Origin of the sequence: Mitsuaria sp. CC2, from assembly GCF_048957715.1 — a bacterium.
GTDB lineage: Bacteria > Pseudomonadota > Gammaproteobacteria > Burkholderiales > Burkholderiaceae_C > Roseateles.
In genome coordinates, this window is the sequence record NZ_JARVXN010000005.1 from 210,981 (window position 1) to 225,263 (window position 14,283).

Annotated in this window: 11 protein-coding genes; 3 read left to right on the plus strand and 8 right to left on the minus strand. The window is 68.4% G+C overall.

Annotated features, from left to right (window positions below; all coding sequences use genetic code 11):
• Positions 1-23 precede the first annotated feature (23 nt).
• Positions 24-3,587 (plus strand): DNA polymerase III subunit alpha, encoded by a 3,564-nt coding sequence (dnaE, locus tag PV762_RS03480; protein WP_421033620.1) that lies wholly within the window; start codon positions 24-26, stop codon positions 3,585-3,587.
• 21 nt (positions 3,588-3,608) lie between these two features.
• Here the strand turns inward: dnaE and PV762_RS03485 are convergent, their stop codons facing one another.
• Together PV762_RS03485 and PV762_RS03490 are read right to left on the minus strand one after the other, a co-directional pair.
• Complete coding sequence (locus tag PV762_RS03485) at positions 3,609-3,923, minus strand: contact-dependent growth inhibition system immunity protein (RefSeq protein WP_421033621.1); 315 nt, start codon at positions 3,921-3,923, stop codon at positions 3,609-3,611.
• A 2-nt stretch (positions 3,924-3,925) separates the two neighbouring features.
• A complete protein-coding gene (locus PV762_RS03490; protein WP_421033622.1) occupies positions 3,926-4,393 on the minus strand; it encodes an RNase A-like domain-containing protein in 468 nt (155 codons plus the stop codon).
• Between the two features lie 257 nt (positions 4,394-4,650).
• Between PV762_RS03490 and PV762_RS03495 the strand changes: the two genes are divergently transcribed.
• Complete coding sequence (locus PV762_RS03495; protein ID WP_421033623.1) at positions 4,651-5,949, plus strand: patatin-like phospholipase family protein; 1,299 nt, start codon at positions 4,651-4,653, stop codon at positions 5,947-5,949.
• A 1-nt stretch (position 5,950) separates the two neighbouring features.
• On the opposite strand, the gene PV762_RS03500 is transcribed toward PV762_RS03495, so the two are convergent.
• The 6 genes from PV762_RS03500 to glf all read right to left on the minus strand — a co-directional run bounded on the left by PV762_RS03500 (position 5,951) and on the right by glf (position 12,966).
• A complete protein-coding gene (locus PV762_RS03500) occupies positions 5,951-7,285 on the minus strand; it encodes an ATP-binding protein (protein WP_421033624.1) in 1,335 nt (444 codons plus the stop codon).
• Complete coding sequence (locus PV762_RS03505) at positions 7,282-8,097, minus strand: response regulator transcription factor (RefSeq protein ID WP_421033625.1); 816 nt, start codon at positions 8,095-8,097, stop codon at positions 7,282-7,284. Before PV762_RS03505 ends, PV762_RS03500 begins: the two co-directional genes overlap by 4 nt.
• A gap of 10 nt (positions 8,098-8,107) precedes the next feature.
• On the minus strand, positions 8,108-9,019 hold the full coding sequence (locus tag PV762_RS03510; RefSeq protein WP_421033626.1) for an intradiol ring-cleavage dioxygenase: 912 nt from the start codon (positions 9,017-9,019) through the stop codon (positions 8,108-8,110).
• A 123-nt stretch (positions 9,020-9,142) separates the two neighbouring features.
• The gene (locus PV762_RS03515; RefSeq protein WP_421033627.1) at positions 9,143-10,990 is read right to left on the minus strand and encodes an ATP-binding cassette domain-containing protein; all 1,848 of its coding nucleotides are present in this window, start codon (positions 10,988-10,990) and stop codon (positions 9,143-9,145) included.
• Between the two features lie 9 nt (positions 10,991-10,999).
• On the minus strand, positions 11,000-11,863 hold the full coding sequence (locus PV762_RS03520; protein ID WP_421033628.1) for a hypothetical protein: 864 nt from the start codon (positions 11,861-11,863) through the stop codon (positions 11,000-11,002).
• Complete coding sequence (gene glf, locus PV762_RS03525; protein WP_421033629.1) at positions 11,860-12,966, minus strand: UDP-galactopyranose mutase; 1,107 nt, start codon at positions 12,964-12,966, stop codon at positions 11,860-11,862. Before glf ends, PV762_RS03520 begins: the two co-directional genes overlap by 4 nt.
• A 151-nt stretch (positions 12,967-13,117) precedes the next feature.
• Here glf and PV762_RS03530 point away from each other — a divergent pair, with 151 nt between their 5' ends.
• A complete protein-coding gene (locus tag PV762_RS03530; protein WP_421033630.1) occupies positions 13,118-14,251 on the plus strand; it encodes a glycosyltransferase in 1,134 nt (377 codons plus the stop codon).
• Positions 14,252-14,283: the final 32 nt, after the last annotated feature.

Below are 14,283 nucleotides of genomic sequence, written 5' to 3' on the forward strand. Positions count from 1 at the left end.
CATAGCCTTCTTACAATCGCCCGATGGCTTTCGTTCATCTCCGCTCCCACACCGAGTTCTCCGTCGTCGACGGCACGCTGCGCATCGACGACGCCGCCGCCGCGGCTGCCAAGGACGGCCAGGTCGCCCTGGGCCTGACCGACCTCGCGAACATGTTCGGCGGGGTGAAGTTCTACAACGCCTGCCGCAAGAAGGGCGTGAAGCCGATCCTGGGCGTGGAGGCCTGGCTGGAGCCGGAAGCGGTGGACCGTCCGCCGTCGCGGGTGCTGCTGCTGGTGCAGGACACCCAGGGTTATCTGAACCTCAGCGAGCTGCTGTCGCGCGCCTGGATCCAGAACGTGCAGCGCAACCAGGCGCTGCTGAAGCTGGAGTGGATGCAGGAGCTCAACGCCGGCCTGATCTGCCTGGGCGGGATGCAGTTCGGCCCCGTCGGCCAGGCGCTGATCGCCGGCGACGAGGCGCGCGCGCTGGACGTGGCGCAACGCCTCGCCGCGATCTATCCGAACCGCTTCTACATCGAGCTGCAACGCGCCGGCCTGCCGGGCCAGGAAGCGCTGCTGCGCCAGCTGGTGCCGCTGGCCGCCAAGGCGAGGTTGCCGGTGGTGGCGACACATCCGATCCAGTTCCTGGAGGAGGACGACTTCGAGGCCCACGAGGCGCGCGTGTGCGTGGCCGACGGCGAGACGCTGGCCAATCCGAAGCGGGTGAAGCGCTTCCTGCCCAGCCAGCATTTCAAGAGCCAGGCGGAGATGGAGGCGCTGTTCGCCGACATCCCGAGCGCGATCGCCAACACGGTGGAGATCGCGAAGCGCTGCAGCCTGACGCTGGTGCTGGGCAAGCCGCAGCTGCCGAACTTCCCGACGCCGATCCAGGCCGACGGCACGCCGATGCCGATGGAGCAGTACTTCCGCATGCTGTCGCACGAGGGCCTGGAGGACCGGCTCAAGCTGCTGTTCCCGGACGAGGCCAAGCGCGACGCGGCGCGGCCGCGTTACGTGGAGCGGCTGGAGTTCGAGCTGAACACCATCATCAAGATGGGCTTCCCCGGCTACTTCCTCATCGTGGGCGACTTCATCCGCTGGGCGAAAAACAACGGCTGTCCGGTGGGTCCGGGCCGGGGCTCGGGGGCGGGCTCGCTGGTCGCTTACGTGCTGCTGATCACCGACCTGGATCCGCTGCAGTACAACCTGCTGTTCGAGCGCTTCCTGAACCCGGAACGGGTCTCGATGCCCGACTTCGACATCGACTTCTGCCAGGGCAACCGCGACCGCGTCATCGAGTACGTCAAGGACAAGTACGGCCGCCCGGCGGTGAGCCAGATCGCGACCTTCGGCACGATGGCGGCCAAGGGCGCGCTGCGCGACATCGGCCGCGTGCTGGGCATGGGCTTCGGCCACGTGGACTCGATCGCGAAGCTGGTGCCGGCGCCCCCGGGCAAGACGGTGACGCTGGCCAAGCTGCCGCCGGGCTTCGACCCGGACAAGGCCAAGATGGTCTACGCGCGCCACGAGTCGCCCGAGATCGAGGAACGTGAGGCGCAGGACGAGGAAGTCGCCGGCCTGCTGGAGATGGCGGCGCGCGTGGAGGGCACGGTGCGCTCGATCGGCATGCACGCCGGCGGCGTGCTGATCGCGCCGGGCAAGATCACCGACTTCTGCCCGCAGTACCAGCAGCCGGGCTCGACCTCGGCGGTCAGCCAGTACGACAAGGACGACGTCGAGGCCATCGGCCTGGTGAAGTTCGACTTCCTGGGCCTGGCGACGCTGACCATCCTCGAGCTGGCCAAGGACTTCATCGTCGGCCGTTATCCCGAGGCCGCGGACTTCGCCTTCGAGACCATCCCGCTGGACGACAAGCGGACCTACAAGCTGTTCTCCGACGGCCTGACGGAGTCGGTGTTCCAGTTCGAATCGAGCGGCATGCAGCGCATGCTGAAGGACGCGAAACCTTCGCGCCTGGAAGACCTGATCGCGCTGAACGCGCTGTACCGTCCGGGCCCGATGGACCTGATCCCCAGCTTCGTCGCGCGCAAGCACGGCAAGGAGACGGTGGTGTACCCGCACCCGCTGGTGGAGCCGGTGCTGTCCGAGACCTACGGGATCATGGTCTACCAGGAGCAGGTGATGCAGACCGCCCAGGTGCTGGGCGGCTACTCGCTGGGCGGCGCGGACATGCTTCGCCGCGCGATGGGCAAGAAGAAGGCCGAAGAGATGGCCATGCACCGCGACCTGTTCCGGAAGGGCGCGGCGGAGAAGGGCATCGACCAGGACAAGGCCGACGAGGTCTTCGACCTGATGGAGAAGTTCGCGGGCTACGGCTTCAACAAGTCGCACGCGGCCGCGTATTCGCTCCTGGCGTATCACACGGGCTGGCTGAAGGTGCATTTCACGGCGGAGTTCTTCGCCGCGAACATGACCATCGAATCGGACGACACCGACAAGCTCAAGGTGCTGATGAACGATGCCAAGCTGTTCGGCATCGAGTTCGAACCGCCCAACATCAACCTCGGCGTCGGCCGCTTCGAGCCTATGAGCGCGGACGAAGGCACGTCGAAGTCGGTGGCCAAGGAAGGCAAGGCCGGCACCACGCCGCGAGCGCGCAAGATCAACTACAGCCTCGGCGCGATCAAGGGCACCGGCGCCGGCGCGATCGAGGCGATCGTGCGCGCGCGCACCGAGGGCGGACCGTTCACGAGCTTCTTCGACTTCTGCGCGCGCGTGGACCGCAAGGCGGTCAACAAGCGGGTGGTGGAGGCGCTGATCAAGGCCGGCGCCTTCGACGCGCTTCACGCGAACCGCGCGCGGCTGCTGGCCAGCGTGGCGCTGGGCTACACCTATGCGGACAACCTGGCGCAGAACGTCAACCAGGGCGGGCTGTTCGACTTCGATGGCGGGCACGGCTCGTCGACGGCGGAGCCGGACTTGGTCGACGTGCCCGAGTGGGGCATCAAGGAGCGGCTGAGCCTGGAGAAGACGGCGATCGGCTTCTACCTGTCGGGACACCTGTTCGACCAGGCGGAAACGGAGCTGCGCCGGATGGTGAAGCGCCGGATCGTGGACCTGCAGGACAGCCGCGAGCCGACGACGGTGGCAGGCATCGTGTCCGACATGCGGGTGATCAACGGCTCGCGCGGCCGGGTGGCGATCTTCAAGATCGACGACAAGACCCATGCGATCGAGGCGGTGGCCAACGAGGAGATGCTCAACGCCAACAAGGAGCTGCTGGCGGAAGACGAGCTGATCATCGCGGTGGGCAAGGTGCAGAACGACCGTTTCTCCGGCGGGCTGCGGATGAACGTGCAGCAGGTGTTCGGCCTGGCGGCGGCGCGGGCGCGTTTCGGGCGCTACCTGCGCACGGCGCCCAACCTGCCGGCGGCCACGGTGCTGGAGCTGGTCAAGAGCTGGCCGGCCAAGCGCGTGGAGACGGAGCAGGGCGTGCTCAGCCAGGGGCTGGAGCTGCGTATCCCGATCAAGCGCAACGGCGCGATCGCGGAGCTGGGTCTGGGCGGCGCGGGCAAGTTCTGGCCCAGCGACGAGGCGCTGGAGCAGCTCAAGCCGGCGGAGATCGTGTACGACTCGGGCGGTTGAAGTGGCGCGCTGGAGCGCGCTTCAATCTGCCGTTGAGAGTTCGCTTCGGATGGCTTCGAGGAACTCCCGCGTGGTCGGCCGGAATGCCGTCGGGATGATGTCGGGCTGGAACATCTGCTGGAACCGTTCGTCCAGATCGCCTTCCGCCGAAGCCAGGAAGCGATCGATGTCGAGCCGGAGCTGCTGCGCGTAGTCTTCCTGGACCTCACGACGAAACGCGCCGACCACTTCTTCCAAGGTGTCGCCGTTGATGTCGAAGTCCTGGTGGAACCAGCCGCTCATGAATTCTGCGAGGTCGGGGAAGCGTGCTGGATCTTCTTGGCTTGAAGTCGGCATGGTCAGGGCTTGGGATATGCAGTCAGGATGAAGTACACGCGATTCTGCTGCTGGACGCGTCGCAGGACGACGACCATCTTCGTCATCTGTTGCAACTGCCCGGTGGCTCGCACGACGCCTTCGCCGACCACGGTGGCGGCCTGATAGTTGAAGGCCTTTGGTGGTGCATTGAGCGGCGCTGACTTGGCCCAGGCTTCAATCGCTGACTTGTTGGGCCGGAGTGCTGCCGCGACGTGCTTTTCCGCAGCGGCCAATGTCTTGAACGTCGACGCAGCAGGTATTGCTGGCTGGGACGCCAAGCGCGCTCGCAGTTGCGCTTCGGTCTGTCCGACGTGTCGCGCGCTGGCGTGGCCGCCAGCGGCCTCCTCGGCGGTCAGACTGATCGAACCGCGGCGCACTGCGATGACGCGCAATGCACCGACGCCGCCTGCGATCAATGGGATGGCGATGTCTGCGCCAAGGCCAATCATGTACGGTTACCGGGAAGAGGAGGCGCGCGACTACGTTGCTCATACCCGACGCGAAGCGCCGGCCCTGTGGGCGAAGGAGGTGATTGCCGCGGGGTACGAAGAGCAAGACCTCCCCCTTCAGTCACCAGATTGGCTGGACGCCGATCGACCTGCAGAGTCTGGCGGCCAGCGCACCCGGAAGCGTTGAAATCGCCATCCCCCATTTGACGGGTGCTTCCCCCACCCCGCGCCGGGGGTGTCAGGCGTAAGCTTCCAGCATGCAGGATGCCAAGCCCCGGACCGGCCTGATCCTTACCGGAGGAGGCGCACGCGCGGCCTACCAGGTCGGCGTGCTGGCCGCCATCGCGCAGCTGCGGCGCGACGCCTGCACCACCGGCGACAACCCCTTCCAGGTGATCTCCGGCACCTCCGCCGGCGCCATCAACGCCGCCACGCTCGCCTGCCAGGCCGACGACTTCTGCTCCGCCGTCGACGGCCTGATGTACATCTGGCAGAACATCCACGTCAACCAGGTCTACGCCGCCGATTCCTTCGGCGTGATCCGCTCCGGCGCGAAATGGCTCAGCATGCTCTCGCTCGGCTGGGCGCTGAACCGCTGGCGGCGCACCCGCCCGCGCAGCCTGCTCAACAACACCCCGCTGCGCGGCCTGCTGAACCAGTGGATCGACTTCGACCGCCTCGACCAGATGCTGGCCAAGGGCTACATCGACGCGCTCGCGGTCACCGGCTCCAGCTACACCTCGGGCCACCACGTCACCTTCTATCAGACCCACCAGCAGCGCGAGCCCTGGGTCCGCACGCAGCGCATCGCGACCCGCATCCCGAAGCTCTCGATCGAGCACCTGGTCGCCTCATCCGCGATCCCCTTCATCTTCCCCGCCGAACCGCTGGAACTCGGCGGCGAGGTCGAATGGTTCGGCGACGGCTCGATGCGCCAGACGGCGCCGATCTCGCCGGCCGTGCACCTGGGCGCGGACAAGGTCCTCGTGATCGGCGCGGGCCGCATGCACGAGGCCGGCGGCGAGGGGCAGCACGGCCCGGCGCCCTCCGGCCATCCCAGCCTCGCGCAGATCGCCGGGCACGCGCTGTCCAACATCTTCCTGGACGCGCTGGCCGTGGACATCGAGCGCCTCAGGCGCATCAACAGCACGCTCGCGCTGCTCCCGGAAGAAGCGCTGCGCAACACGCCGCTCAAGCCGATCGAGGCCCTCGTCATCGCGCCGAGCCGGCCGCTCGACAGCCTGGCCGCCGAGCACCAGGGCGCGCTGCCGCCGCCGATCCGCGCGCTGCTGCGCAGCGTCGGCGTGTCGGGCGAGGGCGCCACCGCCAGTGGCTCGGCGCTGGTCAGCTACCTGCTGTTCGAGCCCGAATACACCAATGAGCTGATCACGCTGGGCATGTCGGACACGCTCGCCCGCCGCGTCGAGATCCAGAAGTTCTTCGAGTGGCCCGCGCAGGCGCCGCAGATGGACCCCGCCGCCATGCGCAAGCGCGCCGGCGGCTTCGCGCTGCAGGTGCCGCCGAATCCGCCGGGACCGCCTCGGCTGGTGGCCTGATTCAGCTCGTTGTCAGACGCAACTCCGCCACGAGCCCGCCTTCCGGACGATTCGAGAGCGTCAGCGATCCCCGCTGCCTCAACGTCAATTCCCGCGCGATGTAGAGGCCCAGGCCCGCGCCGCCCGTGTGGCGGTTGCGCGAATCCTCCAGGCGGTAGAACGGTTCGAACACCGCTTCCAACTTGTCCGCCGGAATGCCGGGGCCTGGATCGGTCACGCGCAGCCAGACGCCTTGCGAGTCCCGGCCGACGCGGACCTCCGCGCTGCCGCCATAACGCACCGCGTTGCCGATCAGGTTGCCCAGCACGCGCCGCAGCGCCATCGGCTGGCCCTTGGCGAGCACCGGCTCGCCGTCCCCCGAGACATCGCCGTCCTCGAAGCGCACCGGCAACGCCTGCTCGATCAGGTCGTCCGTCAGCGCCTGCGCCAGCGCGCCGAGGTCGACATCCACCAGCGGCTCGGCCGCGCCGGAACCGTCGCCGCGGAACAGCTCCATCACCGCGTCCACCATCGCATTCATCTCGCGGATGTCCTCGACGGAGCGCTGGCGCTGGATCTCCTCGATGTCCAGGGTCTCCAGCCGCATGCGCAGGCGCGTCAGCGGCGTGCGCAGGTCGTGCGAGATCGCGGCGACCATCAGCCCGCGCTCGTTGAACTGCCGCCGCAACTGGCGCGCCATCGCGTTGAAGACCTGGGCGCTCTCGCGCACTTCCAGCGTGCCGCGCTGTTCGTCGAGCAGCGGCAACCGGTCCTGCTTGTGCAGCGATTGCCCCAGCTCCTGCGAGGCCCGCACCAGGTCGCGCATCGGACGCGACAACCAGCGTGACGCGATCCAGGCCGCCAGGCCGGTGACGAGCAGCCGGATGCCGTAGTCGAGCGTCAGTTCCCATGCGGTCAGCGCGCGGAACGGGCCGCGCCATTGAGCCGGCTGGCCCGGCGTCTGGAATCCCTGTGCCGAGGAGGGCGGCGGCGGGAACCCGCGGAAGTTCTCGCGCGGCGGCATCGGGACGTCGCCCGGAAGCGGCTCGTCGCGGAGTTCAGGATCAGCGCCCGTGTCGTGAGGACCTAGGCCTGGACCCGGACCCGGACGCGGACCCGGGCCCTGAGGACCGCGCATCAGCCCCGGCATCGGCGGCAGGAACGGCGCGCCGTGCACGCGCATCGCATAGAGATCGCCGCGGGTCCAGGTCACGACGCCGATCGCCAGGGCCTGGGCGATCACCAGCGTCACCCACAGGAGCAGGAAGATCCGCCGCGCCAGCGTGTCGCCGAAGGCGTGTGCGAATCCGCCGCGGATCGTGGCGGTCAGGCGCTTCAAGCGGGAGGGTGCGCTCAAGCCTGCACCTGGGCGTCGAAGAGATAACCCTCGCCGCGCATCGTGCGGATCAGGCGCGGCTCCTTGGGCGAGTCGCCCAGCTTCTGCCGCAGCCGCGAGATCGTCAGATCCACGCTGCGATCGTTGACCTCGACGCCGGGCGCGCGCGTCAGCTCGATCAACTGCTCGCGGCTCAGCACGCGTCCCGGACGCTCGACCAGCGCGCTCAGCATGCGGAATTCGGCGCTGGACAGCGGTACCACCACCTGCTGCGGCGACACCAACTGGCGCAGCAGCCGGTCGAAGGACCAGCCTTCGAAGCGGAACTCGCGGCGGGTCTGCGCCTCGTTCTCGCCGCGGCGCGCGCGGCGCCGGATCGCGTGGATGCGGGCCACCAGCTCGCGCGGCTCGAAAGGCTTGGGAAGGTAGTCGTCCGCGCCCATCTCCAGGCCGAGCACGCGGCTGATCGGATCACCGTGCGCCGTCAGCATGATCACCGGCACCGACGGGTGATGCTGCTGGATCCACTGGCACAGCGTCAGGCCGTTCTCGTCGGGCAGCATCAGGTCCAGCACGACGACATCAAACACCTGCGTCCCCATCTGGCGCCGCATCTCGCGGCCGTCGCCGGCGGTACTCACCGCCACGCTGAACTTCTGCAGGTACTCCTCGAGCGAGCGGCGGATCTCCGCATCGTCGTCGACCACCAGACACCGCGTCATGCAACTCTCCACCGACGGGCCCGGCGGCATGCCCGACCCCGTCACGGACGATACACCGGGGTCCGGGCCCTTGGAGCCGTCGGCGCGCGAGGAGGGGATGTAGCGCGGCATGGCATCCTGATCAGGCGGCAATGCCGACCGTCAGCGTCGCGGCGTAGCCGCTCGCGACGTCGCCGGTGAGCGTGGCCAGTTGCGTCGTGTAGCCGTCGCTGAAGACGTTGTCGGAGGCGAAGCTGATGCGGTTGAAGTTCGTCAGGCTGCTGCTGTAGCCCGACGCGGTGCTGTAGACCGTCGTGCAGGCGGCCGTGGGGAAGGCGATCTGCGAGGTCTTGATCTTGTTGGCATACGAGGTCGCGGCGCCGGCGTTGCGGTAGACCTCGAAGTGCATGTGGGGCATGCGACCGTCGTAGCAGCCGGGGAAGATGGTCGTGAAGGTGACCGTGCCGTCGCTGCCGGTGCTCTGCACGCCGCGCAGGTAGTTCTCGTTGACGACGCTGGCGCTGTAGAGGGAATACCGACCCTCGCGGTCGCAGTGCCACGGGTAGATCGCGTAGCCGGAGAGGTCCGCGCAGTTGCTGCTGGCGTTCACCAGCTTGAGCGTGAGGGTCAGCGGCACGCCGCCGGCGGTGCCGCTCGCCGTCCCGATGCTGGTGCGGATGTCGCTGCGCACGATGCCGCTGAGCGCGAGCGCATTGGCGACGCCGCTGCCGTTGCTGTTGGACCCGTCGCCGGGGTAGGGGCCGGCGGTCTCTTCCGGAATCACCGAGCAACTGCCAGTGGTGCCTGTCGATCCCGTCGATCCGGTCGATCCCGTTCCGGTTCCCGTTCCCGTGCCTGTGCCTGTGCCCGTGGTGCTGGCGCCGGCGTCGCTACCGCCACCGCCGCAGCCCAGCAGCGTCAGGCCGCCCAGTCCGGCGATGCCCGCCAGCAGGCCCAGCGCGCGGCGGCGCCGCTGCAGGACGGCGAGGTCGTGCGCGAGGCCCTGATCATGGTCATGGCCGGATTCTTGTGCGTCGTGGCGGTGAGGCTGCATGGCGGAGCTCCTGAAAGGGATGCTCCGCATTGGACCGATGCGCCTTGTCGGCGGCTTATCGTCTTTGTGTCAGGCCTGACAAGCGGTTCGCTCGCCATCGAAAGCCGGGCCGAGCGGTGCTGGTCAGTGCTGCACCTTCACCATGCCGGCGTACACGCCGTCCCTGGCCAGCAGTTCGTCGTGATCGCCTGATTCGACGACCTGACCGTCGGCCATCACCTGGATGCAGTCGGCGCGCCGGATCGTCGAGAGGCGGTGCGCGATGACGATCAGCGTCTTGCGGCCCTGCCATTGCTCCAGCGCCTGCTGCACGGCACGCTCGCTCTCGGTGTCCAGCGCCGAGGTGGCCTCGTCGAAGATCCACACCGGCGCGTCCTTGTACAGCGCGCGCGCGATCGCCAGCCGCTGGCGCTGACCGCCGGACAGCTTGCTGCCGTTGGCCCCCACCATCGTGTCCAGCCCTTCCGGCAGCGATTGGGCGAAGTCCCACAGCGCCGCGGCGCGCAGCGCCTGCTCCAGCTTCACGTCGTCGCGTTCCTGCCCGTAGGCGATGTTGTCCGCCACCGAGGTGTCGAACAGCACGATGTCCTGCGACACGACCGCGAACTGGCGTCTGAGGTTGGCCTTGGTCAGCTCGTCGATGGCGACGCCGTCCAGCAGGATGGTGCCGCTGTCCGGACGTTCGAAGCCCAGCAGCAGGTTGACCACCGAGCTCTTGCCCGCGCCCGAGCTGCCGACCAGCGCGGTCGTCTTTCCGGCCGGAATGTGCAGGTTCAGGGCGGCGAGCGCGTCGCGGTTCGCGCCCGGGTATCGCAGCGTGACCTGCTTCAGGGCGATGTCGCCGCGCACGTTGCTCAGCTCGCGCGTGCCGGTGTCGGGCTCGGCCGGCGTGTCCAGCAGCCCGATGCAGCCGCGTGCCACCACGAGCGCGTTCGTGATGGGCTGCATCACGTCGCTCAGGTGCCGCAGCCGCGAGCTCATGAACAGCAGCGCGGCGACAAAGGAAGCAAACTCGCCCACGCCCGTCCCGTTCACGCGCGACTGGTACAGCGCCAGGCTGACGATGATCGAGATGCCGACGCTGGCCATCAGCTGCGACAGCGGCTGCGCCATCGCATTGGAAGCCGCCGTCTTCAGCATGCTGCGTTGCACTTCCCGGGCGCGATCGCCGAAACGGCGCGTCTCGTAGCCGGCCGCGTCGAAGCTGCGCACCACGCGCCAGGCGCGCGTGACGTCCTCGACCACCGAGACCAGGCGCAGCTGCGCGTCGTAGGCCCAGGTGCCCATGCGACGGACGCGCTTGTTGACCTTGCGCACGACGAAGGCCAGTCCCGGCACGGTGATCAGCGACAGCAGCGTCAGTTTCCAGTTCAGCACGAACAGGTAGCCCATCAGCGCCAGCGCCGGCAGGCCGTCGCGCAGGATGGTCACCAGGGAACCGGCGATCAGCGTCACCACATGTTGCGGGTCGTTGACCACCTTGGTCACCGCCGTGGCCGGCTGCAGGCTCGTGTAGACCCGCGCGTCGGCGCGCAGCAGGACCTGCAGCAGCGCAGTGCGGATGTCCATCACCGTGCGCGAGATCGTCCAGTTCAGCATGTACTGGCCGCAGAAGGTGAACAGGCCGCGGATGGCGAACAGGCCGATCAGCACGATCGGCACCATCCAGATCGGGAAGCTGTAGTCAAGGTTGATCGAGGCCATCGACGGCGCCGCGGCCGATGCCGGCGACACGGCCGACGCCGCGGTCCCGGGCAGACCGATCACCGAGGTCGTGGCGGGCTTGGCGTTGAAACCCTCGCCCAGCGCGTAGCCCAGCAGTTTCGGGATCAGCGGCTCGGTCGTCGCGACCAGCACGAAGGCCAGCACCGACAGCATCAGCCCCCAGCGGTGCGGCTTCATGAAGCGCCACAGGCGGCTCGCGGTCTCTCGCAGGGGGGTGTCGTCCGAGGGCGTCGAAGGGGTCGTCATTGATCGGGATCAGGTCGGGGCGATGGGCTGCGTCACGCGGCCCTTGCGGAGTGCCCGCTTGTAGCGATGCGCCGCCTTCAGGCGGTTGATCGCCATGCGCCAGCGGTCGCCCAGCGACGGCGGCTGGCGGGCGATCACACTGTACACGCGGAACTTGCCCGACCAGCGGTGCTTGACCAGGCCGAACTCGGCCAGCAGGCGCGCCTCGTCCTGACGCGGATCAAGCTCGGGATGGTTGCGGTAGAGGTCGCCGCCCAGCGGCCGCGTGTGGCGCACCGGCGTGGCATCGATGATCGCGATCGAATCCGTGCGCCCCTTGCCGGCCATGGTCGGCCAGATCCAGTCCAGTCCCCAGCCGCTGCGGCTCATGGAGAAAGTCTTCAGGCACGCGCGCAGCGTGGCGCGGTCGAACAGCGGCGCCATCACCTCGACGAAGTCGACGTGGCGCATCAGGTACTCCGGACGTTCCAGCACGATCGGCCAGGTGTAGTACGAGTCGCGCGTCAGCGCCGGCTGGGCCATCGACAGGCTGAAGCCGCGGAACAACGCGAACATGCGGTTCACGGTGTCGGTCGTCGCCGCGAGGTCGTCGTCCGGGAACCAGAACGCGTCGTAGCGGTCGATCAGCGCCGGATGCTCGGCCAGCAGTTCCGCGATGCAGGACCATTTCGGTCCCGGCCGGTGCTCGTAATAGTCGGCATCGGCCTGATGCATGCCCGGCTGCTTGCCGAAGTAGCTCACGAACAGGTCGAAGTCGCGGTCGCGCTGCGCGATCCAGCCCGCATGCAGCGACGCGTCTCCCGCGCGCAGGATGACAAGGTTGCGCGTGCCGCGACGCGGGGGCGTCGCGGCGGGGGCCTCCAGTCCGATCATGCCGCTCCGGTGCCGTCCAGCAGGTCCTGGGCCGTCTTCAGCGCCGCGGCGACGATCTGGTCCATGTTGTAGTAGCGGTACTGCGCCAGGCGGCCGACGAAGGTCACGCCTTGCGCCTGCTCGCCCATCTCCGCGTACTTCTTGAAGAGCGCCTCGTTCTCGGGGCGCGGCACCGGATAGTACGGATCGCCTTCGGCCTGCGGGTACTCGCGCACGATGGACGTGCCCGCGTGCGTCTCGCCGGTCAGGTGCTTGAACTCCGTGATGCGGGTGTAGTCGTGATCGTTGGGGTAGTTGACCGTGCCGACCGTCTGCACCTGTGCCGTGGTCGGCAGGTGTTCGTGGTCGAAGCGCAGGCTGCGGTAGGGCAGGGCGCCGTGGCAATGGTCGAAGTAGGCGTCGATCGGGCCGGTGTAGACGATGTGCGCGCCGGGGAAGTCGCCCCGCACGTCCTGGAAGTCCACGCCGGTGCGGACCGTGATGCCGGGATGGTCCAGCATGCGCTCGAACATCGCGGTGTAACCGTCCGCCGGCATGAACTGGAAGCTGTCGGCGAAGTAGCGGTCGTCGTCGTTGCTGCGCGTCGGGATGCGCGCGGCCACGCCCGCCGAGAGCTGCGACAGGTCCAGCCCCCACTGCTTCTGCGTGTAGCCGCGGAAGAACTTGTCGCACAGGTCGCGGCCGACGCTATTGAGCACCACGTCCTCGCTGGTCTGGATGGGGTCGCGCGGCTCGCGCACCGTCTCCAGGTAGCCCTGGACCTCGTCCTCGGTCAGCGACAGACCGTAGAGCGTGTTGATCGTCGTGCGGTTGATGGGGATGGGGACCAGCTGCTCGCCGACCTTCGCCAGCACGCGATGCTCGTAGAAGCGCCAGGTGGTGAAGCGGGAGAGGTACTCGAAGACCTTCTTCGCGTTCGTGTGGAAGATGTGCGGCCCGTACGGGTGGATGAGCACGCCGTGCGCGTCGCGGGCATCGTAGGCATTGCCGCCGATGTGGGGACGCTTGTCGATCAGGTGGACGGTCTTGCCGGCCTCGGCCAGCACCCGCGCGCACACCGAGCCGGCGAAGCCGGCGCCGACGATCAGGTAATCAGTCTTCATCACTCTGCGGCCCGGGGCCGTTCTCCGTTTGTGCGCATTTTGACGCCAGTTTCATCGAAGTACCTCGGGATCTGGCGCGCATTGACCGGGCATCTTCGGTGGTCGGAGAACCGCCGCCGGTAACCGAACGTGCCCCGCATACACTGCCGCGATGTCTGAGATTTCCCCGAGCGCCCCGTCGGCGCCCGAGCGTCGCCGCGTGCTGCACTTCGTGACCGGCGGCTTCTCCGGCGCCACGCAGGTGGCCGTCGATCTGTGCCTGGCGCAGCTCAAGAGCGAGCGCATCGCGCCCATCCTGGTCCTGCGCCGCAAGAGGCGCACCGAGAACGCCACCAAGCTGGCGCGCATCCAGGCGCTGCGCGACCAGGGCCTGCCGGTGTACGTCGTGCCCGGCTGGGCGCATCTGGCGACGATCTGGGCACTGCGCCGGCTCTGCGAGCAGTTGCGCCCCGACGTGATGATGGCGCACGGCTTTCCCGAACATCTGCTCGGCCGCCGCGCCGGGCGCCTGGCCGGCGTGCCGGTGCTGGTGCAGGTCGAGCACAACTCGCGCGAGCGGTACACCCGCTGCAAGCGCGCGCAGGCACGTCGGCTGAGCGAGGTCAGCGCGCGGCTGGTCGGCGTGTCCGAGGGCGTCCGCAGACGGCTCGTCGACCTGGGCATGCCCGAAGCCAAGACGACCGCCATTCCGAACGGGATCCGGCTCGATCGATTCGCCACCGCCGACGACCATCCGGTCGAGCGGCGCGAGGCCGGCATCGTGATGTCGGCCCGCTTCGCCCGCCAGAAGGATCCGCAGACGCTGATCCGCGCGCTGGCGCTGCTGCGCGATCGCGGCCTGCGTCCGGTGCTGCATCTGGCCGGCGGCGGCAAGGAGGCCTACCGGCGCGCCACCGAGCGTCTGACCCGCCAGCTGGGGCTGGACGACCAGGTGCGTTTCCTCGGGCATCACGGCGACATCCCTGGACTGTTGATGAGTCAGCAGATCTTCGTGCTGTCGACGCACTGGGAAGGCATGCCGCTGGCGCTGCTGGAGGCGATGGCGGCGGGCTGCGCGTGCGTGGCCTCGCTGGTCCCGGGCGTCGAGGGCGTGATCGAAAACGGACGCACCGGACTGATGGTGCCAGAGGCCGATCCGCAAGCGTTGGCGGGCGTGCTGGAACGCCTGCTGCGCGATCCGGCTTTGGCCGCTCGGCTCGGCGCGGCGGCGCGGGTGCGCGCGATCGAGGAGCATGGCGTCGACCTCATGATGCGGCGCTATGAGGACATGCTGATGGCGTTGTGACCGCTGAGGCCTGAGGCGCGACTTGCCCGTCG